General features: G+C 68.9%; 22 protein-coding genes. 7 read left to right on the forward strand and 15 right to left on the reverse strand.

The window, feature by feature from the left end; translation table 11 throughout:
• Positions 1 to 12 precede the first annotated feature (12 nt).
• Positions 13 to 537 carry a hypothetical protein gene (locus DU484_RS13575; RefSeq protein WP_114606209.1) on the forward strand — a complete coding sequence of 175 codons (525 nt, stop codon included), beginning with the start codon at positions 13 to 15 and terminating at the stop codon, positions 535 to 537.
• Positions 538 to 541: 4 nt separating this feature from the next.
• On the opposite strand, the gene DU484_RS13580 is transcribed toward DU484_RS13575, so the two are convergent.
• From DU484_RS13580 to ligA, 3 genes are all read right to left on the reverse strand, one after another.
• Positions 542 to 1,306, reverse strand: a complete 765-nt coding sequence (locus tag DU484_RS13580; RefSeq protein WP_114606210.1) for an MBL fold metallo-hydrolase — start codon at positions 1,304 to 1,306, stop codon at positions 542 to 544.
• A gap of 108 nt (positions 1,307 to 1,414) precedes the next feature.
• The gene (locus DU484_RS13585; protein ID WP_114586505.1) at positions 1,415 to 3,004 is read right to left on the reverse strand and encodes a SipW-dependent-type signal peptide-containing protein; all 1,590 of its coding nucleotides are present in this window, start codon (positions 3,002 to 3,004) and stop codon (positions 1,415 to 1,417) included.
• Positions 3,005 to 3,514: 510 nt separating this feature from the next.
• Complete coding sequence (gene ligA / locus DU484_RS13590) at positions 3,515 to 5,170, reverse strand: ATP-dependent DNA ligase LigA (protein ID WP_114606211.1); 1,656 nt, start codon at positions 5,168 to 5,170, stop codon at positions 3,515 to 3,517.
• A 92-nt stretch (positions 5,171 to 5,262) separates the two neighbouring features.
• On the opposite strand from ligA, the gene DU484_RS13595 reads away from it, so the two are divergent.
• Positions 5,263 to 6,804, forward strand: coding sequence for a hypothetical protein (locus DU484_RS13595; RefSeq protein WP_114606212.1), 1,542 nt, complete (start codon positions 5,263 to 5,265; stop codon positions 6,802 to 6,804).
• Positions 6,805 to 6,890: 86 nt separating this feature from the next.
• Here DU484_RS13595 and psmB read toward each other — a convergent pair whose 3' ends face one another.
• Positions 6,891 to 7,628: an archaeal proteasome endopeptidase complex subunit beta gene (gene psmB, locus DU484_RS13600; RefSeq protein ID WP_114606213.1), complete on the reverse strand. Its 738-nt coding sequence runs from the start codon at positions 7,626 to 7,628 to the stop codon at positions 6,891 to 6,893.
• Positions 7,629 to 7,669: 41 nt separating this feature from the next.
• On the reverse strand, positions 7,670 to 7,840 hold the full coding sequence (locus DU484_RS20045) for a hypothetical protein (protein ID WP_187347707.1): 171 nt from the start codon (positions 7,838 to 7,840) through the stop codon (positions 7,670 to 7,672).
• A 243-nt stretch (positions 7,841 to 8,083) separates the two neighbouring features.
• On the opposite strand from DU484_RS20045, the gene DU484_RS13605 reads away from it, so the two are divergent.
• Positions 8,084 to 8,521 carry a DUF5799 family protein gene (locus DU484_RS13605; RefSeq protein ID WP_114586509.1) on the forward strand — a complete coding sequence of 146 codons (438 nt, stop codon included), beginning with the start codon at positions 8,084 to 8,086 and terminating at the stop codon, positions 8,519 to 8,521.
• On the opposite strand, the gene DU484_RS20050 is transcribed toward DU484_RS13605, so the two are convergent.
• From DU484_RS20050 to DU484_RS13645, 9 genes are all read right to left on the reverse strand, one after another.
• Positions 8,518 to 8,667 carry a DUF7557 family protein gene (locus DU484_RS20050; protein WP_187347708.1) on the reverse strand — a complete coding sequence of 50 codons (150 nt, stop codon included), beginning with the start codon at positions 8,665 to 8,667 and terminating at the stop codon, positions 8,518 to 8,520. The two genes, DU484_RS13605 and DU484_RS20050, sit on opposite strands and share 4 nt — an antisense overlap.
• Before the next feature lie 50 nt (positions 8,668 to 8,717).
• Entirely contained in the window at positions 8,718 to 9,698 is a 981-nt protein-coding gene (locus DU484_RS13610; protein WP_114586510.1) for an isocitrate/isopropylmalate dehydrogenase family protein, read from the reverse strand.
• Complete coding sequence (gene leuD / locus DU484_RS13615; RefSeq protein WP_222844852.1) at positions 9,695 to 10,345, reverse strand: 3-isopropylmalate dehydratase small subunit; 651 nt, start codon at positions 10,343 to 10,345, stop codon at positions 9,695 to 9,697. Before leuD ends, DU484_RS13610 begins: the two co-directional genes overlap by 4 nt.
• Positions 10,342 to 11,760 carry a 3-isopropylmalate dehydratase large subunit gene (gene leuC, locus DU484_RS13620; RefSeq protein WP_114586512.1) on the reverse strand — a complete coding sequence of 473 codons (1,419 nt, stop codon included), beginning with the start codon at positions 11,758 to 11,760 and terminating at the stop codon, positions 10,342 to 10,344. The genes leuD and leuC overlap by 4 nt, the downstream gene beginning before the upstream one ends.
• Positions 11,753 to 11,995: a hypothetical protein gene (locus DU484_RS13625; protein ID WP_157969572.1), complete on the reverse strand. Its 243-nt coding sequence runs from the start codon at positions 11,993 to 11,995 to the stop codon at positions 11,753 to 11,755. The genes leuC and DU484_RS13625 overlap by 8 nt, the downstream gene beginning before the upstream one ends.
• Positions 11,988 to 13,025 (reverse strand): ketol-acid reductoisomerase, encoded by a 1,038-nt coding sequence (ilvC, locus tag DU484_RS13630; RefSeq protein WP_114606215.1) that lies wholly within the window; start codon positions 13,023 to 13,025, stop codon positions 11,988 to 11,990. The genes DU484_RS13625 and ilvC overlap by 8 nt, the downstream gene beginning before the upstream one ends.
• Positions 13,026 to 13,032: 7 nt before the next feature.
• Positions 13,033 to 13,623: an acetolactate synthase small subunit gene (gene ilvN, locus DU484_RS13635; RefSeq protein WP_114586515.1), complete on the reverse strand. Its 591-nt coding sequence runs from the start codon at positions 13,621 to 13,623 to the stop codon at positions 13,033 to 13,035.
• Complete coding sequence (ilvB, locus tag DU484_RS13640) at positions 13,620 to 15,410, reverse strand: biosynthetic-type acetolactate synthase large subunit (protein ID WP_114606216.1); 1,791 nt, start codon at positions 15,408 to 15,410, stop codon at positions 13,620 to 13,622. Before ilvB ends, ilvN begins: the two co-directional genes overlap by 4 nt.
• Before the next feature lie 337 nt (positions 15,411 to 15,747).
• Entirely contained in the window at positions 15,748 to 16,998 is a 1,251-nt protein-coding gene (locus DU484_RS13645) for a LeuA family protein (protein WP_114606801.1), read from the reverse strand.
• Between the two features lie 209 nt (positions 16,999 to 17,207).
• On the opposite strand from DU484_RS13645, the gene DU484_RS13650 reads away from it, so the two are divergent.
• On the forward strand, positions 17,208 to 17,582 hold the full coding sequence (locus DU484_RS13650) for a cupin domain-containing protein (protein WP_114586517.1): 375 nt from the start codon (positions 17,208 to 17,210) through the stop codon (positions 17,580 to 17,582).
• Positions 17,583 to 17,624: 42 nt separating this feature from the next.
• Positions 17,625 to 17,924, forward strand: coding sequence for a DUF5779 family protein (locus DU484_RS13655; RefSeq protein WP_114586518.1), 300 nt, complete (start codon positions 17,625 to 17,627; stop codon positions 17,922 to 17,924).
• A gap of 57 nt (positions 17,925 to 17,981) precedes the next feature.
• On the opposite strand, the gene DU484_RS13660 is transcribed toward DU484_RS13655, so the two are convergent.
• Positions 17,982 to 18,692, reverse strand: coding sequence for a VOC family protein (locus DU484_RS13660; RefSeq protein ID WP_114606217.1), 711 nt, complete (start codon positions 18,690 to 18,692; stop codon positions 17,982 to 17,984).
• 101 nt (positions 18,693 to 18,793) lie between these two features.
• On the opposite strand from DU484_RS13660, the gene DU484_RS13665 reads away from it, so the two are divergent.
• A complete protein-coding gene (locus DU484_RS13665) occupies positions 18,794 to 19,471 on the forward strand; it encodes a hypothetical protein (protein WP_114586520.1) in 678 nt (225 codons plus the stop codon).
• A 17-nt stretch (positions 19,472 to 19,488) separates the two neighbouring features.
• Positions 19,489 to 19,950, forward strand: coding sequence for a hypothetical protein (locus tag DU484_RS13670; protein ID WP_245957246.1), 462 nt, complete (start codon positions 19,489 to 19,491; stop codon positions 19,948 to 19,950).
• The last annotated feature ends 6 nt before the right edge of the window (positions 19,951 to 19,956 follow it).

Here is a 19,956-nt window from a genome sequence, read left to right on the forward strand (position 1 = left end):
CGTATTGGATGTATGACGTTCGAATTCGACATCGAGCGGCTACGCCACTTGCCCGAGACGCCGCTCAAGGCGCTTCGACGCTCGTTCTGGTGGGTCCGCAAGACGTTCTTCTCGAAACCAAAGCCCGAGAACCCGGCCGTCGTCGTCGCGATGGACGAACCCGAGGCGGAGGCGTTTCTCGGCGAGCGCTTCTTCGAGCCGGGGTGGGAGATGTCGTACAGTTACCGCAACGAGATCGTGAACCTGCGGCGGGTGCGCTACGTGCGGGATCACCCGTCGGGGATGCACTGGTGGCAGACCCACATCCGGGGGTACAGCCACCCGGATGGCCTCGAACTCGCGGCCCACTTCGAACCCGAACCCGCCGAACACCCGGACGCCCACGTCGACGGCGACTACATCGACGTGCCGCGGGGGAACGCGACGTTGGTCGACATCCTGGAGGAGGCGGGCGTCGACTTCCGGCGAATCGGCGACTGGGAGGACGCGGACGTCGACGCGGCGGCCGGCGGCACGACCGTCGACGTCGACGCCTGACGCCTCAGTCCCACCCTTCGTCGAGGACGACGGGGACGCCGCGAGCGGCCACGTCGGCCGCGAACGCCCGCGAATCCGCCGCGAGAAACGACTGCGTGTCGTAGTGGATCGGACAGACGAGGTCCGGATCGAGTGCCTCGGCGAGGGCGGCCGCCTCGTGGCGGTCCATACACACCGATCCCGAGACGTTGGCGAGAAAGAGGGAGGCGTCGAGGTCGCGGTGCAGGGGCAACACGTCTGAGTCACCGGGCCAGAGGACCGAGACGCCGTCGACGACGAAGCGGTAGCCGACGCCGAACCCCTCGGGGTGGACGACCGACCTGTCCGGCTTCGCGTGTGGCCCGTCGGGGTCGTTGTACGCGGGCAGGCTTCGGACGGTGACGCCCGCCGCCTCGACCGTCTCCCGCTCCCCGATCCGAATCAGATCGTAGCCCTCGTTCGCCGCGAGCGCTTCGGGCGACGGGGGACGACCCGCCCGTTCGGCGCCGACACCCTCGTAGACGACGAGCGTGGCGTCCGGCGCGGCGACCCGGCGAATCCCGTCGGGGTCGTAGTGGTGGTCGTGGGTGACGAGGACGGCGTCGCCGTCGCGGGCGTCGTAGGCCGGGCCGGCGGGATGTCGGGTGTCGAGGCCCTCGGGAGGCTGCCACTCGCCGGTCAGGACGCCGTAGCGGCCGGGATCGGTGTAGACGGTGGTTTCGGGCCCCGAGAGGCGGGTGGTCGCGTAGCCGAGCCAGCGGACGGTGAGGGTGTCGTGGCGGACAGTCACGTGTCGGCGGAGGCGACGCGCGTACAAATGTGCGGCGCCGTTCGCCGACGGCGGTGGCGGTGGACGTGGCGCCGAAAAATCACGGAGGGGTAAACGGACGACTCGGGCTTACTCCGCGTCGTCGTCGACTTGGTCGCTGACGCCTTCGTTGTTCATGCCGCTGCCGTCGTTGTGCCGGCACTGCTCGGTGTAGAAGCCGAGGTCGAACTCGACGGAGTCGGACTGAATCTCGTTGCCGTGGTCGACGGGCACCCACCACGCGAAGGCGGCGCTGAAGTCGGTCTCGCCGCGGAAACAGGCGGTGGGGAAGGAGCCGGCGGACTCGCCGCCGACCTCGGGGTTGCGGTAGTAGGTGTCGAGAACGTCGCCACCACCCGTCGTCCCGCGGCCGGCCGCCATCGCGAGGACGACGGCATCGTCGCCGAACGTCTCGCTCAGATCCGAGGTCGGCCCGCCGTTACCGATGTTGTTCCCTCCGTTCGAGAGGTTCATCCAGTTGAAGCCGGCGTTGTTGTCGGGGTTGCCCGCGACCTCCCGGTGGACGTTCCGGGTCTTCCACATCTCATCGGCGGGCGCACCGTCGTTCGAGGCGCGGTAGACGACGTTCCGCGTTCCGTCGGCCTCCTCGATGAGCAGGTACACCTCGTCTGGCGCCGAGTTGCCATTGTTGGCCCCCCCGTAGTATTCGTAGGTGAGCGTGGTCGTCGGATTCGTGGGATCGTCCGTGAGTTCGCCGAGCGTCGGTTCGCCGGGGAGGGAGACGCCGGTCGTCACGTAGTCGGCGGTCGTTGCCCCGTCGGAAGTTGCGTGGGCGACCTTGCCGCCCCCACCGGCCGGATCGGCGGTGAGCTCCACGTCTGCGTCGTAGTTGCCGTCGCCGCTGAAGTCGAATCGTGTGACTCCCGTACGAGTGAAGTCCACCGGGGTGATATCGGACGCGGCGACGTTCGTGCCGTCAATCCGCACGCCGTTCCCGCTGTTCAGATCGTCGAGGACGCTCCCGAGGCTCCCGAACAGGATCGGACTCTCGCCACCGTCCTGGTAGTTGTCGCCGTCGTCCAGCCACACCGCGGCCTGCACTACGTCCAGCAGTTCGACGCCTTCGCCCTCGTCCGGGTCGTCCGCCTCGGGTTCCGTGGTACCGTTTTCGTCGGCGGTGTAGCCGTCGGGGTTGTTGATCCAGACGTAGCCGGGGTTCGTACAGAGTTCGAGGTCGAAGGTGACCTCACCGAAGTCACCAGGCTTCACGTCGCCGAGCGAGATGAGTGCGCTCTCCCCGTCCGCGTTGGTAGCGGCCTCGATGCCGTCACAGCCGCCGTTGTCGAGCGAACTCGTTTCGGTGTTGTCGAGGAATGCGTCGACTTCCCCGTCCGGGACGGAGATGAGCCACGCATCGTTCGTCGGGAGGCCGGTGTGTCCCGATTCCAGATCTGACACACCACCGGTTTCGCCGGCGGCGCCGTCGTACATGTTCACCTCGCTGATCCCCGTGCCCTCGTCGTCGCTCCAGTCCGAGTAATGCACCGAATACCCGACCCCCAGATCCAGCGTCCCCGCGGTCAACTGGTTGTTCTCGAACGTCTCCTGATCGCTGAAGTACGCGCTCGTCCCGAGACCCGCGCCCGCGGAAGCGACGCCGATGGTACCGAGTGCGGCGAGCGCCTTCCGACGGGACAGGTTGAATTTGTCTTCGCTCATAGTTGTGTTCCCCCTCGCGGGGACGCCCACCGACGGAGTCGAACCGTCGCTGTACGGAATCGCCGTACGCCGTGTGGGTGCTCGCTCTCCATCCGGTCGGAGGAAGAGACGACACCCGATTAGCTATTGAGCCGTTAATCGCGCCAAGGCAGTCGTTAGCGCGACTAACCCAGAATTAATAGTTGTTCAATTGATGTATGGTCGACCCTGCGCGGCGCTCGACGTGGCAATCCGCTCGCCTGGGGACCGATGGTGGTCGACCGAGTTGGTGTAAATACACATACACTTAGCGGTGCGGCGGCGTCACCCGACGGTTGCGATCGACGGGCACACCGCGTGGGCGACGCGCGGGTAGCAGGCGCGGGCGAGGGGCCCGCCGGTCGTCTCCGTGTCGCTCCCGTCCGCGTCGTCGCGCCGACCGGAGGTGGTCGCTCGTATCGTTGTCGGGCGGGGCGAATCCAGTACGCGTCGGTTTCGACCCGTTAACGCTCCGTTAATTGGGACTGCCGTTCAACTCCGCTCCCCGACCAGCCGCTCCACCCGCTCCAGCGAGTCCGCCTCCGCCGGCGTCTTGTCCTCCCGGACCGCGACGAATCGCGGAAACCGGAGCGCGTAGCCCGACCCGTAGGTCGGCGACGCCTGAATCTCCTCGTAGCCCACCTCGAAGACGACCCGTGGCTCGATGTCCACCTCGGTCCCCTCCTGCTCCCGGATCAGGGGTTCGAGGCGGTCGCTCAGCTCGGCCAGTCGCTCGTCCGTGATGCCCGTCGCCACCTTGCCGATGGTGGCGAACTCGCCGTTCCCGACCCGGGCCGACAGCAGGAAGGTGCCGAGGTGGTTGGCCCGACGCCCTTCCCCCCACTCCGCACCCGTGACCACGAGATCCAGCGTCTCCACGTCCGGCTTGCGTTTCAGCCAGTTCTGCCCCCGCTTGCCCGGCGTGTAGGTCGAGTCGGGGTTCTTGAGCATGATCCCCTCGTGGCCCGCGTCGAGGGCGGCGGCCTCGTGGTCGGCGATGGCCTCGGCATCGTCGACGACGGAGAGCGGTGAGAGACCGTCCGAGAGCACGTCGGCCAGCCGCTCGCGCCGGTCGAGCAGCGGCGCGTCGAGCAGGTCCGTCCCGTCGACGTGGAGGCAGTCGAACGCGCGGAACTCGACCGTAACCTCCTCGCGCATCCGTGCCACGTCGTGTTTGCGCCGGAACCGCCGGAGCACCTCCTGGAAGGGGAGCGGGTCGCCCGCGTCGTCGACGGCGAGCGCCTCGCCGTCGAGGATGACGGGCACGTCGATCCCGGCGACGAACTCGACGATCTCCGGCAGGGCGTCGGTCACGTCCTCTAGGTTCCGGGAGAACACGCGGGTGTCGCCCGCCGGGTCGTGGTGGACCTGCACCCGCGCGCCGTCGAATTTGGTCTCGACGGCGACCGACTCCCAGGCGTCGAGGGCGTCGACCGCCGTGCCGGCCTGTGCGAGCATCGCGCTCACCGGCCGACCGACGACGAGTTCGGCCGCGTCGAGCCCCGCGACTCCCTCGTCGCGGGCGCGGACGGCGACCGCACCGCAGTCGTTCTCCACCTGCAGGGCGCGTTCGACGGCCGCGACCGGCACGTCGAACGCCTCGGCGATGGCGTCGCGGACGATACCCTCACCGACGCCGATCCGCATCTCCGAGAGGACGAGCCGCGCCAGATAGCGCGCCGAGAGCGAATCGGCCCGGTTGAACAGGCCGAAGAGGACCTCCACCTTGTGGTCGTGGCTGCCGGCGCCGTCGGCGGCGGCGAGGTCACGGAGTCGAGAGTCCACCGCAGAGACGGTCAGCGGCTCGGGATCGGCGGCGCCGAACGCGGCGAGTCCCTGCTGGCCGTCGAGGTCGAGCGACTCGGCGACGGCACCGATTTCGCCGGCGTCGGCGAGTCGGTCGGCCACGTCGTCGGCGGTGACGTTCGGCCCGGCGGCGCGGGCGAGCGCCTCGTGACAGAGCGAGGGCCCCACGTCGAGGGTCGTGGAGTCCCACGCGGGGACGACGCGTCCGAGCAACAGGCGGGCGACGACCGGGAGGTCGGCGCCGGCGTCGACGAACAGGTCCGCGACCAGCGACGTGACTTCGAGGTCGGCGGGTTCGGCCTCGATGGCGGCGACGCGGTCGGCGAAGTCGGCGAAGTCCATCGATCCGAGATCCGTCCGCGGGGGGGTTAAGGACGACGGGTTGGGATCGCCCGAGACACCGGATTCAAGACGCTGAGCGTTCACGGGGGGGTATGGACAGCGACCTGGCGGCGCAGGTTCGGGACGTACTCGACGTCGACGTCTCGGAGTTTCGGGCGCAGGCGCAGGCCGACGCGGAGGTGGTCAAAAGCGAACTCAGGGACGGCACGTTCGACAACCACCGGTCGATCATCGGACTGGAGTACGAGTTCTACGCCGTCGCCGACGGCCGGTGGCGACAGGAGAGCGAAGGCGGCGAGACGGGCGCGGAGCTCGTCCGCGTCCCGCGTCGCCTCCTCGAACTCATCCGCTTCGAGAAGGAACTCGGCCTCCACAACGCCGAGATGACGACGAGTCCCCAGCCGTTGAACGCCGACGGCCTCCGGGCGCAGGCCGCCGGCGTCCGCTCGCACCTCTCCTCGGCGCTTCAGACGACGCGCATCGAGGGAATGCGCCTCGTCAGCGACGGCATCTGGACCATCCCGCCGTCGGGCGAGACGGCGCGTGGCTACCTGACCGACAGCGTCGAGGACGGGGGCGTCCGCATCGCCACCAACATGACCGACGCCGTGCGGTATCACGCGATGGCCAACGGGCCGAACACGCCGACGCCCTTTACCGTCGACGCGCCACACGTCACCCTCGAAGCCGACACGGTGATGCCCGAGAGCCTCATCACGTCGATCCAGCCTCACTATCAGGTGCCCCACGCCTCCGACCTGCCGACCTACCACAACTACGCCCTCCGGGTCGCCGGCCCGCTGCTCGCACTCGGCGTCAACTCTCCCTTCTTCCCGGCGGATCTCTACGACGACGGCGTCGACCCCGAGGCGGTCGTCGACGACGCTCGCGCCGAGAACCGCATCCACGTCTTCGAATCCGTCCTCAACAACGAGAACGCCCGGAAGGTGCGATTCCCCGAAGACTTGGACACCGTCGAGGAGGCGGTCGACCGCGTCGCCAACGACCCGACGGTCGTCCCCATGCCAGTCGAGCGTGGCGACCGCTTCGACGACCAGTTCGCCACGCTCCGGCGCAAGCACGGCACCTTCTGGCGGTGGGTTCGCCCCGTCTTCGACGGCGCCGACCGTTCCTCGGCCAACGCCCGCATCGAGTTCCGCCCCATCGCCGCCCAGCCGACCGTCCGCGATTCGATGGCCTTCATGGCGACGTTCGCCGGGCTGATGGAGAGTCTCCACCGGAACGAGCATCCGGTGATCGGACAGGACTGGGGCGTCGCCCGCGAGAACTTCTACGCGGCCGCCCACGGGGGACTCGCGACCGAGCAACGCTGGATCACCAACAGCGGCGAGGAGACGACCGATACCGAACGCCTGTACGACGACATCTTCTCGCACGCCGTCGACGGCCTCCGGAGCGCGGGCTGTACGGAGGCGGACGCGGAGTCGTACGTCGCCCCGCTCAAAGCGCGCGTCGAATCGGGCGTCACGCCGGCCGGGTGGAAGCGGAACCGGGTGCGGGCGCGCGTCGAGGACGGCGAGTCGCTGGAGACGGCGATTCCAGCGATGCAGCGGGCGTACGTGGACAAACAGACCGAGACGCTGCTCGACGGGACGTTCACCGAGTGGTGGTGAGCGTTATACGGTTTCTTGTAAGTCAGTACCGGTGGGTCGCCGAGACAGTCCAGCGAACCACCGGTACACAGGTACAATAATCCGTATCAGAGAAGCGACTCGAACTCCTTGTGTTTCGTGATGTCGACGCCCTCGTCGGTGACGACGGCGACGTTGATCCCGTTACCGGAGGCCAGGTCGCGCTCGACGGCGCTCTGGATGGCGTGGGCGGCGACCGACTTGGCCTCGTCCATCGTCAGGTCGTTCTCGTACTCCTGTTCGAGGACACCGAGGGCGTACTGACTGCCCGACCCGGAGACGGCGTAGTCCTCTTCCATCATGCCGCCGAGGGGGTCGAGGCTGTAGACGTGGGCGCCGTCCTCGTCGACGCCGCCGAGGAGCGGCGAGACGATGAAGAAGGCACCGGAGCGGAGGAAGTTGCTCGTGAGCGTCGAAAGCGCCTCCATGCTCATGTCCTTGCCCCGTCGGGTCTCGTAGAGGCTCGTCTCCGAGCGGAGCGACCGGATGAGCGACTGGGCGGCCGACACCGATCCGGCGATGGTGAGCGCGCCGGTCGGGTGGATCTGTTCGACCTTCTGGACGTCCTTGCTGGAGACCATCCGGCCCGCGCTCGCACGCATGTCCGTCGCCATCACGACGCCGTGCTCCGTCGAGAGCCCGACGGTCGTCGTGCCGGTTTTCAGTTCCTTGTCCTCGTCGCCCGCCGCGGCGAGGCGCTCGTCGGTGTCGGTGAACTCGCCGATTTCGGGCCCGAACACCGGGCGGTCGTTCCCGTCGAGACGGTCTTGCGTCCGTGAAAAGTCCTGATTCGTCGGGGTACGCATCACCCGTCCTTGCGGGGGCGCGCTGATAAATGCAACCCTTCCTACCGACGGACACCGTCGTACGCCCGTCCCGCCGCCGCCACCAGCTCGCCGACCGGCACCGTCACGCCGAGACGGCGGGCGAGCAGGGCCAGCGGCATCAGGGCGATGCCGACGGCCAGGGTGATCTGATACGCCGCGAACGCGCCAACGCGATACAGTGGTTCGAACATCTGCGTAGCCTCCGACGAGCGACGCGAGTATATAAATTAATCGGCTCTCGTTCGCTCCGCACCCCGGCGCAGTCCATCGATTACGTCGAACGCCGACGTCCGGCCGGTGCGGGTGACGCGAGCCGTCAAGATGGCGCGATAACCCGCGTGCGGTACCGCCGTCTCATCCATAAGTTATGCGTGTCATCGAGACGGCGTACGCGGTGGGAAACCCTGATACGTCGGCTCTCCCTACCCCGTCCCATGTCGAACTGGACCGACCGAATCGTCGGCGACCGGATGGCCGTCGACCGGGAGTTCAACGCTCGGGTCCGCGAGTCGGAGTTCTCGAACCAGGAGTGGGGGTTGATCATGACCGCCGTCGAGTTCGAGATCGAACACGCCGACGATCCGGACCGAGCGCGGGTCGTCGCCGACACAGAGAGCCTCCCACAGATGATGCCCGAACTGGAGAAGGTCCAACAGGGAATGCCCGGCGGGGCGGGTGGCCAACGACGGGCGGACAGCGGCACCGGCGTCCTCGACGCTATCCGCGGCGCCCTCGGGATGGGCGACGACGACGACGAGCAACGGCTCGACGCCGCCGAACGACTCGTCGGCGAGTACGCCGACGCGCTCCAGGCGCGACTGGAGGAGAAAGGGAAGTGGGAGGGCGTTCGCGAGGCGTACGCCGAGAATTAGACTTCGTCGCCGGTCCGGAACAGCGTCAGCTCCTCCGCCTCGTAGATGTTGATCAGTTCGGTGATGATCTCGTCGTACTCCTCGTCTTCCTGTCGAAGCCCGTCGAGCCGTTCGACCGTCTCGCTGTCGAGGTGAATCTGGGGCATGGGTGGGAACCGAGGCGGTCCCCGCTTAAATTATCGTCGCCGTCTTCCCGCTACGACAGGCGGTCGACGACCGCGTCCGCCACCGCGTCGGTCGTCGCCTCCCCGCCGAGGTCGGGCGTCCGCGGCCCCTCGGCGAGCGTAGTCTCGACGGCCGTCCGCACGGCCGCTGCCTCGTCGTCGTAGTCGAGGAAGTCGAGCAGCATCGCCGCCGAGAGAATCGTCGCCGTCGGGTTGGCGACGCCTTCACCCGCGATGTCCGGCGCACAGCCGTGGACCGGCTCGAAGATGCCCCGCTCGGAGCCGACGTTCGCGCTCGGCAGGAGGCCGAGGCCGCCGACCAGCCCCGCGGCCAAGTCCGAGAGGACGTCGCCCGCCAGATTGGGACAGACGATCACGTCGTAGTCCGTCGGGTCCATCGCCAGCCCCGTCGCCATCGCGTCCATGTACGCGTCGTCGACGGCGACGCCGCGCTCGTCGGCCACCGCCCTGATCGTGTCGACGAACAGGCCGTCGGTCACGCGCATCACGTTGTTCTTGTGGGCGACCGTGAACCCGTCCAGCCCCTGCTCCGCGACGTACTCGCAGGCGAACTCGCCGAGGCGTCTGGACGCCGACCCCGTGACCAGCCGCGTCAACGTCGACACGTCCTCGGTCAGGCGGTCCTCGATGCCGGCGTAGACGCCCTCGGTGTTCTCCCGCAGGATTACGAGGTCCGTCTCCGGCTGGACCGCGTCGACGCCGGGGTACGTCCGCGCCGGGCGGATGTTGACGAAGGAGTCCACCGCGTCCCGCAGCGGTAGGATGACGTCCGCGGAGGTTTCGCCCGTCGCGCCGAACAGCGTCGCGTCGGCGTCCGTCACGGCCGCGAGCGTCTCCTCGGGCAGCGGTTCACCCGTCCGCTCCGCCACGGCGTCGCCCGCCTCGACGTGGACGTACTCGAAGTCCGCGACGGTGTCGAGGACGCGGAGCGTGGCGGGCACGACTTCGTGCCCGATGCCGTCGCCGGGAATGACCGCGATGGTCTCGCTCATCGCGACCGCGAGTCGACGTACGGCAGGTTCGCCGCCGTCTCGTCGATGGCGTCCATGTTCGACCGGAGCAGGGCGACGGTGTCCCAGATGCCCTGCACCAGGGCCCCGTGCATCGCCTCGTCGATGTCGACGTCGACGGTCTTGCCGTCGTAGGTGACCTGCTCGTCGACCACGTCGAGTTCGATCCCCGCCGACGGGTTCGCCTCGACGAACGACTGGAGCTCTTCGACCGTCTCCGGGTCCGTCGTCGCCGCCGGGATGCCCAGCGACTTGCAGTTGTCCGCGAAGATTTCCGCGAACGACTCGCCGACGATGGCCTCGACGCCCCAGCGGGCGAGCGCCCGCGGCGCGTGCTCCCGCGAGGAGCCACAGCCGAAGTTGTCGTTGACGACGAGCACGTTCGCGCCCTTGTACTCGTTGAAGGGGTGGTCGTTGAGTTCGCCGTCGTCGTCGCGCCGCGCGTCGTAGAAGGCGTACTGGTCCATCCCCTCCCACGTCGTCGTCTTGAGGAAGCGCGCCGGGATGATCTGGTCGGTGTCGATGTCGTCACCGCGGACGGGGACGCCGGTGCCGGCGACGCGTCGGACCTTCATCTCCTCGACACCGACGCCGTCCTCCCGAGGGCTCTTCGAACCCTCGTCGCTCATGCGTCCACCTCCATCTCCCGCACGTCCGCAACTTCGCCTTCCACCGCTGCGGCGGCGACCATCGCCGGACTCATCAGCACGGTCCGGCCGTCCTTGCTCCCCTGTCGACCCACGTAGTTGCGGTTCGACGAGGAGGCACACCGCTCGTCGCCCTCCAGGGAGTCGTCGTTCATCGCCAGACACATCGAACAGCCCGCTTCACGCCACTCGAAGCCCGCCTCACGGAAGACGTCGTCGACGCCCTCCGCTTCGAGTGTCGACTTCACCGTCTGCGAGCCGGGCACCGCGAGCGCGCGCACGCTCGGATGGACCTCGCGGCCCTCCAGCACGGCGGCGGCCTCGCGGAAGTCGCTCGCGCGGCCGTTCGTACACGTCCCGAGGAAGGCCACGTCGATGGGGTAGCCCGCCATCGGCTCGCCGGGCGTGACGCCCGTGTGGTCCTGGGCGACGCGAGCGGCCTCGCGCTCACCCTCGGGGAGGTCCTCGGGCGCCGGTACCTGTTCGCTTATACCGACGGCCTGTCCGGGGTTCGTCCCCCAGGTGACCATCGGCTCCAGGTCGTCGGCGTCCAGGTGAACCACGTCGTCGTACTCGGCGTCGGCGTCGCTCTTGATCGACTCCCAGTAGTCCTTGCGCTCCTCGAAGGCGTCGCCCTCGGGGGCGAACTCGCGGCCGCGCAGGAACTCGTAGGTGGTCTCGTCCGGGTTGATGTAGCCGGCGCGGGCGCCGCCCTCGATGGACATGTTACACACCGCGAGCCGTTCCTCCATCGAGAGGTCGTGCACCGCCTCGCCGCCGTACTCGTAGACGTAGCCGACGCCGCCGTCGACGCCGAGTTCGGCGATGATCTTCAGGATGAGGTCCTTCGAGTGGACCCCCTCGCCGAGCCGACCGTCCACCTCGATGCGCCGCACCTCGGCCTTGTCGGCGGCGACACACTGCGAGGCCAGCACGTCCCGCACCTGACTCGTCCCGATGCCGAACGCGATGGACCCGAAGGCGCCGTGGGTGGCGGTGTGGGAGTCGCCACAGACGATGGTCATGCCCGGCTGGGTCAGGCCCAGTTCGGGCGCGACGACGTGGGTGATCCCCTGCTTCTCGGAGTCCAGCCCGTAGAACTGGATGCCCGTCTCCGACGTGTTGCGCTCCAGCGCCGTGAGCATTCCCTCGGCCGACTCGTCGGCCAGGGGGCGCTCGCGGCCCTCGGGGCGCGTCGGCACGATGTGATCCACCGTGGCGACGTTGCGCTCGGGGTACGGCACCTCGATACCGCGTTCACGGAGCTCCGAGAACGGCTGCGGGCTGGTCACCTCGTGGATCAGGTGGAGACCGATGAACAGCTGGTCCTGCCCGTTCGGCAGGTCGGCCACCTTGTGGCGGTCCCACACCTTGTCGTAGAGGGTGCGCTCACTCATCGTCGTCGGAGTCTACCGGTCGCGCGTCGTCGCCGCGCGACCAGACGTCGTTCGTCCCCTCGCCGTCCGCCGGCGTGTGGGATACGTCACGCATGCGTTCGCGGCCCTCGGCCTCGGCGTCCTCGCCGGCGCCGTCCGTGCGCAGTCCGTCGGCGTTCCGGCCCCGACGGTACGCGCCCGCGACGGCGCGTTGCGTGGGATGGCTGTGGTCCACCGACCCCATCCGATCAGTCATCGGCCGGAGCCTCTGCCTCCTCCTCGGCCTCCTCGGCCCAGGAGAACAGCGCACGCAGTCGCGCGCCGACTTCCTCGATGTCGTGGTTCCGGTCCTCGTCGTAGAGCTGCGTGTAGGAGGGGCGACCCGCCTGGTTCTCGAGGATCCACTCGCGGGCGAAGTCGCCGTTCTGGACCGCTTCGAGCGCCTCGTCCATGTTCTCGCGGACACCCTCGCCGACGATCTCCGGCCCCACCGCGAGGCCGCCGTACTCGGCGGTGTCGGACACGGAGTCCCACATCTCGGCCATCCCGCCCTCGTACATGAGGTCGACGATCAGCTTCATCTCGTTGAGACACTCGAAGTAGGCCATCTCCTCGCTGTAGCCCGCGTCGACCAGCGTCTCGTAGCCCTTCTTGATGAGCGACGTGATGCCGCCACAGAGGACGGCCTGCTCGCCGAAGAGGTCCGTCTCGACTTCCTCCTGGAACGTCGTCTCGACGACGCCAGCGCGGGTGCAGCCGAGCGCCTGGGCGTACGCCAGCGCCTCCGCCTTCGCTTCACCCGTCTCGTTCTGGTAGACCGCGAGGAGGGCGGGCGTGCCCGTGTTCTCCGTGTAGTTGCGCCGAAGGAGGTGGCCCGGCGTCTTCGGAGCGATCATCGTCACGTCGACGCCCTCGGGCGGCTGAATCTGGTTGTAGTGGACGTTGAAGCCGTGGGCGAACTGGAGGGTGTCACCTTCCTCCAGCCCGTCGCTGATGGCCTCGAACACCGCCGGCTGGACGGTGTCGGGGACGAGCATCGAGACGATGTCCGCCTCCGCGGCGGCGTCGTCGGGCGTCGCGACACGCAGGCCGTCGTTTTCGGCCTGTTCCCACGAGTCGGAGGATTTCCGCAGCCCGACGACCACGTCGATCCCGCTGTCGTCGAGGTTCTGGGCGTGGGCGTGTCCCTGGCTGCCGTAGCCGAGGACGGCCACGGTCTTGCCGGCGATTGCGTCACTGTCCGCGTCGTCGTCGTAGTATACCGGAACGGTGAATTCGTCTGTCATGGTTGTGTTATGTCGTCTTGCGTGTGCCGCGTTCGAGCGCCGCCGTGCCGGTTCGGACGATCTCGTGGATGCCGAACCGGCCGAACGTCTCGACCGCAGCGTCGATTTTCTGCTCGCTGCCCGTGATCTCGACGGTGACCGACTCTTGGGAGACGTCGACGGTCTTGCCGTCGTACATCTCCGCCACGGCCCCGACCTGGTCGGGGGCGCTCCCGTCCACCTTGATCAGGGCGAGTTCGCGCCGGATGGCTTCGGGTTCGAGTTCGGTCACCGCGATGACCGGGACGAGCTTCTGTAGCTGTTTTTTCGCCTGTTCGATGCCCGGTTCGGGCTCCTCGATTTCGAGCGTGATCCGCGCTCGATCCGGATCGGTGGTCGGACCCACCGTGAGGCTTTCGATGTTAAACTGCCGGCGCCGGAAGAGCCCGGAGATGTTCGCCAACACGCCGGGCTCGTGTTTCACGAGCGCCGAGAGGACGGCGCGGCGGGCCTCCGGCTCCGCCTCGACTTCGGGGTCGATGCGGATGCCCTGCGAGTTGCGCCGCCCCTCGGGCGTCTCCCGCTCTTCCGGTGCAGGACCTTCCAGTCCGCCGCTCATAGCTGATCCTCCGAGAGGGCGAACTTGTCGTTCGCGCCGCCGCTCGGCACCATCGGGTAGACGTTCTCCGCGGGATCGATGTGGAAGTCGATCACGGAGGGGCCGTCGTAGTCGAGCGCCTCCTCGACGGCGTCGGCCACCTCGTCGTAGTCGTCGACGCGCCAGCCGCGGGCGCCGAAGGCCTCCGCGAGCTTGTCGAACTCCGGAATCCAGCTGTAGCCGGCGGCCATGTGCCGCCCCTCGAAGAAGGCGTCCTGCCACTGGCGCACCATCCCGATGTACTCGTTGTTCAGGATGGCGACGGTGATGTCGAGGTTCTCGCGCACGGCGACCGACAGTTCCTCGACGGTCATCAGGAAGGAGCCGTCGCCGTCGATGCAGACGACTTCCTCGTCGTCGTCGGCCGCCAGCCGAGCCCCGATGGCCGCGGGCAGGCCGTAGCCCATCGTCCCGAGGCCGTGCGAGGAGATCCACTTCCGCGGGTCGCGGAACGTCCAGTACTGGGACGCCCACATCTGGTGTTGCCCGACGCCCGAGGTGACGATGGCCTCGTCGCTCGTGGCCTCGTCCAGCGCCTCGACGACGAACTGCGGTTTGAGCGGTTCGTCGTCCGGCGCCGCGTAGTCCATCGGGTACTCCTCCTTCCACTGCTGGCACTGCTCGCGCCACTCGTCCACGTCGGGCACCGCCGTCAGCGCGTCGTCGAGCTGTTCGAGGACGCGCCCCGCGTCGCCGATCAGCGGGTAGTCGGCGTGGATGTTCTTGCTGATCTCCGCGGGGTCGATGTCGACGTGGACGATCTCCGCGCTCGGCGCGAACGTCTCGATGCCGCCCGTCAGGCGGTCGTCGAAGCGGGTGCCCACGGCGATCAGCAGGTCCGTGTGGTTGATCGCCATGTTGGCGTAGCCGGTGCCGTGCATGCCCGCCCACGACAGACAGAGGTCGTGGTCCTCGGGCATCGTGCCGATGCCGGGCATCGTCGTCACGACCGGAATCTCGTAGTCGACGGCGAACTGCCGGGCCACGTCGGCCGCGTCGGCTTTCACCACGCCGCCGCCGAACAGGAGGAGCGGTTTCTCCGCCGCCTCGATGGTGCGGGCCGTCTCCTCGACAGCCGCCTCGTCCGCCTCGTTCTGTGGCGTGTACGTCTCCGGCGTCTGGGGCATCCCCGGTTCGCGGTCCGTCTCGTCGTTGGTCACGTCCTTGGGGAGGTCGACCAGCGTCGGCCCCGGCCGGCCGGCCGACGCCAGCGCCACCGCCTCGCCGACGGTGTCACCGACCGTGTCCGCGTCGCTCGCGAAGTAGTTGTTCTTCGTGATCGGTGCGGTGATGCCCGTGGTGTCCGTCTCCTGGAAGGCGTCGCTCCCGACCATGTGCTGGGGCACCTGTCCGGTCAGCGCCACCACGGCGTCGGAGTCCATGTTGGCGTCGGCGAGACCCGTCACCAGGTTCGTCGCGCCGGGACCCGACGTGGCCAGACAGACGCCCGGCTCGCCGGACACCACGCTGAACGCGTCGGCGGCGTGGGCCGCACCCTGTTCGTGGGCCATCATCACGTGCCGGATGTCGGAGTCCCAGAGGGCGTCGTACACCGGCATGATCGCCCCGCCCTGCACGCCGAACATCACCTCGATGCCGGCGTTCTCGAGGGCGCGCACCGTCGAGGTGGCGCCGGAGGTCACTTGCGTCGGCGTCGAATCCGGCGCGGCGCCCGTGTTCGAGCGCTTCGGATCGCTGGACTCGGTCGATTCCTCCGTCTCGGGTTGTGTGGTCGTTCGTTCGCTCATGGTCGTAAGCTGTCCGTCGGTGACTGTCGATGTGGATGGTTCATGGTCGCTGTAGCGGTCTGACTCCCTGCGTACGGTACGGTCACGTCCGAGAAGGAAGGTGTGTGAGGGGCTATACAGCCCCTACAATCGGGCCGATCGAGCCGTCGGCGACGCACAGCCCACCCGCTGGGTCGGCACTCGCGGTCGGACTGCGGGCGGGATCGGACCCTCGCATCGTACCAGGTGAGTGCCACTCCGCCGATATAACTGTTTCCGTCGCGGACGACGGATCGGGGCGGCCGTGCCGGGGAATCCACCCGCCGCTCCACGGGTGGAGCGAACGGGGGCGACCCCATCAGGCCCGGACCTCCTCCTCCCGGGTGACGTTCTCCTCGCGGGCGAAGCGCCGGAGGTCGGCCATCGTCACGCGCTGTTTGTCGGCGCCGTAATCCTTGACCAGTCGCGTGACCGCACGGACTTCCGAGTCCGTCGGGTCGTAGCCGATCTCCTTCAGGCGCTTGCGCACCGAGTGAGTCCCCGTATGCTTGCCGAGGACGAACTCGCGGGTCGCCCCGACCATCTCCGGCGTCATCACACCCGGCTCGAAGGTGTCCGAGTTCTCGATGACGCCCGCGGCGTGGATGCCGCTCTCGTGGGAGAAGGCGTTGCGCCCCACGACGGGCTTGTTCGGCGGGTTGGGGATGTCGCTGTAGTCCTCGACCATCCGGGACAGCTCCGTGATGCGAGTCGTGTCGATGCCGGTGTCCACGTCGTAGAGCGCCTCGGAGGCCATGACGACCTCCTCGAAGGCGGCGTTGCCGGCGCGTTCGCCGATGCCGTTGACCGACACCTGCGCCTGCGCCGCGCCCGCCTCGAAGCCGGCGATGGCGTTCGCCGTCGCCAGCCCGAAGTCGTCGTGGGCGTGGACGTCCACCTGCGCGTCGGTGTTCTCACGGACCATCCGCACCAGGTCCATGAAGCGCGTGGGCGTCGCCACCCCGCAGGTGTCCGGAATGTTGATCCAGTCCGTCCCCGCGTCGCTGACCGCCTCCACCACCTCGACGAGGAAGTCGTCGTCGGTGCGGGTGGCGTCCATCGGCGAGAACATACACTCCACGCCCGCCTCCTTGACGCGCTCGACGCACTTGACCGCGCGGTCGACCGCCTCCTCTCGCGAGGCGTGCATGGAATCCTGTAGCTGTACGTCGCTCGTACTCACGAAGACGTGGACCAGTTCCACGCCCGAGTCGAGCGCCGCCTCCACGTCCTTGTCGACGACGCGGGCGAGGCCACACACCGTCGTGTCGGTGGCGTTCGAGATGTCTCGAACGGCCTCGAACTCCGCGTCGGAGTTGACCGGGAACCCCGCCTCGATGACGTGGGTGCCCATCTCGTCAAGGACTGCGGCGATGTCGCGCTTCTCGTCGTAACTGAACGAGGTGCGTGGCGACTGCTCGCCATCTCGGAGCGTCGTGTCGAAAATTCGTACACCGTCAATTTCGCCGGTGCGGGCCAACGTGCCCTGGAAGAACTCGATCCGCCGGGGTATCCGACGAATCCTCCATGTCGTTAGACATTGTATCCTATGGGAGGACGGCCTTCGTATATAAAGCTGTCCCTGTCGCCCCGGCCGTCGGTGCGTCGACACGTTCACACGGCTCACGGTCACGTCCGGGGATTTTCCGGTATCGCCCGGCGGACGGGTCGGGCCGAATCGGCCGAAGGCAGCCGACCGAACGGAACGGACAGCGACCGAGGGAACGGGCGCACATGTTCGGGCCAACCCTTCCACGGCGTCGCCGCCCACGTCCACCCATGCCCATCACCGACTTCGCCGCCGAACGCGCCTACGACGACGAGACGTTCGCCGCCCACAAGGTGTTCAAGACCGACGACCTGCAGGTCGTCTGTGGCTACTTCGAGCCCGGGCAGTTCATCCCGGTCCACGCCCCGTCGAGCGCCCTCGTCGTCGCCGTCGAGTCCGGCACCGGCGTCGTCCGCGAGGGGGAGACGGACCACCGCGTCGAACCCGGCGACGTGGTGACCGTCGCGGCGGACGAGGACCGTGGAATCAAGGCCGACGACGACTCGCGGCTGGAGGCCCTGCTCGTCACCGCACCGCCACCGACGGACGCCGAACACGAACCGGTCCGGGAGGGGCTTCGGAGGGGGGAGTTCGAGCCGTACTGACGCGCCCGAACGCTTTTCTCCCGGCCGAGCGACCCTACGGCCATGAGCGAGTTCGACCTCGACCTCCGGAACGCGGAGGAACAACTGGAGGACGGCGACGAGGACGGCGGGTCGGAGGTCGTCCTCGGGATTCTGGACGGCGGCACCGACCCCGACGAGTGGATCGGCGCCGTCGAGGACGGCAAGATACTCGTCTTGAACGTCGAGGGCGACCTGAACCGTCTCGCGGCCGGCTTCGCCCGCGAGATTCGCGACGCCGGCGGGACCCTCATGCGCTTCCGGGGCTTCCTCGTCGTCACCCCGCCCGGCGTCGGCATCGACACCGACCGACTCTCGTCGTGAGGGTCGTGGCCGGACGGCGCCGACCGACGGGGAGGCGCCGCCCGAACCCCGCGAGACTCACGGCGATGGGATGAACGTCACCCAGTGGCCGTCGCCGTCGCGGACCCGAACGCCGCCGTCGACGGACTCCCGGGCCGTCGTCCACTCGGAAACGGCGTCGGCGGCCGCCCCCGGGTCCGCCGTCTCGAACCCGACGTCGACGTGGACGCCGCCGCGGGCGTCCGCGAGGCCGAGCTGTGGCTCCCAGAGCTCCAGATCCATCGGGCCGCGGAGCCTGACCCGCCGGCGCGACGCCCCCCGATCAACCGGCTCGAACCCGAGCGCCGTGTACGTCGCCACCGCGGTGTCGAGATCCGCGACTTCGAGGACCACCTCGAAGATGCCGGTGGGGGCGGCCGCGTCCGGGGCCGCGCCGTCGGCGTCGGCGTCGCCCTCCTCGACCCCGACTTCGACACAGTTGCCGTCCGGATCGTAGACGTAGAGCGACCGGTAGCCGCCGAAGTCGACCTCCTCGGGGTCGAGGGCGGTCAGTCGCGCCCGCCACGCCGACAGCGTACCCGGCGCGGCCGCGAACGCGAAGTGGGTGTGCAGGCCGCCGCGCGGGACGCCGCTCGGGCGCCGCAGGCGGAGTTCGGTCCCGTCGACGGGGTATCGAACCTCGTCGTCCGTCCCGTGCGCGGCCGACAGGCCGAACCGGTCCTCGTAGAACGCCCGCGCGGCGTCGAGGTCCTTCGCTTCGAGGGCCAGGTGGGTGAGACGGGTGAGCACGGCGGACCTACGGGCCGTGGCCGATTAATCCTCCCGTCGGATCGCCCGCCTGCAGCCGACCGAATCGAGGGTTTATGCGCGTCCCGCTCCCACATCCGGGTATGCCACTGAAGGGCGGTCGCGCGGCCCTGCGCGAAATCGACCGCTGGGACGGCGGCGTCGGCTGGATCGCGTACCCCGACGAGCGGATGCAACGGGCGAGCCACGCCCTCGACACCGACGAGGGCGTCTGGGTCGTCGACCCGGTGGACGCGCCGGGCGTCGACGACCTGCTCGCGGAGTTGGGCGCGGTGGCCGGCGTCGTCCTCTGTCTCGACCGCCACAAGCGCGACGCCGCGGCCGTCGCGCGGCGCCACGACGTGCCCGTCTCCATCCCCGAGTGGATGGACGGCGTGGCGTCGAAACTCGACGCGCCGGTCGAGCGGGTCGGCCACCAACTCGGCGAGACTGACTACCGGGTCCGGCGGGTCCGCGACGCCTCGCTCCCGCCGTGGCAGGAGGCCGCACTCTACGACGGCGAGACCCTGCTCGTCGCCGAAGCGGTCGGCACCGCCTCCTTCTTTTGCGCCGGTGACGAACGCCTCGGCGTCCACCCGATGCTCCGACCGATCCCGCCCCGAGGCGCCCTCGGCGACCTGACGCCCGAGCGGATCCTCGTCGGGCACGGCGAGGGCGTCTTCGACGACGCGACGGCGGCGCTGCGGGACGCCCTCGACGGCGCCCGGCGGCGCCTCCCCGCCGCGTACGCGAAGATGGTCCGCGAGATGGTGGTCGGGTGAGCCGGGGCGGGCGCTCGATGGCACGGGACTCGGAGACGGACGACGGGGAGTCGACGGCGGCAGAGCGACCCGTCCACGCCACCCGCGGCCTCGTCGAGATGCTCCTCGAACGTGCGGCCGAGTCCGAGCCGTCCCGGGAGAACCTCGTCCTCGACGCGACGCCGGCCGCCGACTTCGAGACGGACCTCGGCGTCGACCCGTCGACGCCCGTCCTGAGTCACGTCTACTTCCCGATGGCCGGTCGGGCCGTCAGCGACGTGTTCGGCGTCGACCTCGGGACGCCCGCCGGTCGGGGACGCGCGCGCTTTCTCAGCCACCCGCAGGGACCCGCCGAACTCACCCGCCGTGACGACCTGGCGGGGGTCGTCCTCCTCGCGGTGCCGCCGTGGGAGGACCTCCTCGCGTTCGACCGCCGCGGCCGGCGCCTCCCGCTGACCGTCGTCGACGCCGAACCGCCCGCGGAGTCGCTGCCCGAGTGATCGCGG

Source organism: Haloplanus rubicundus, from assembly GCF_003342675.1.
In the GTDB taxonomy this organism is placed as follows: Archaea; Halobacteriota; Halobacteria; order Halobacteriales; family Haloferacaceae; genus Haloplanus; species Haloplanus rubicundus.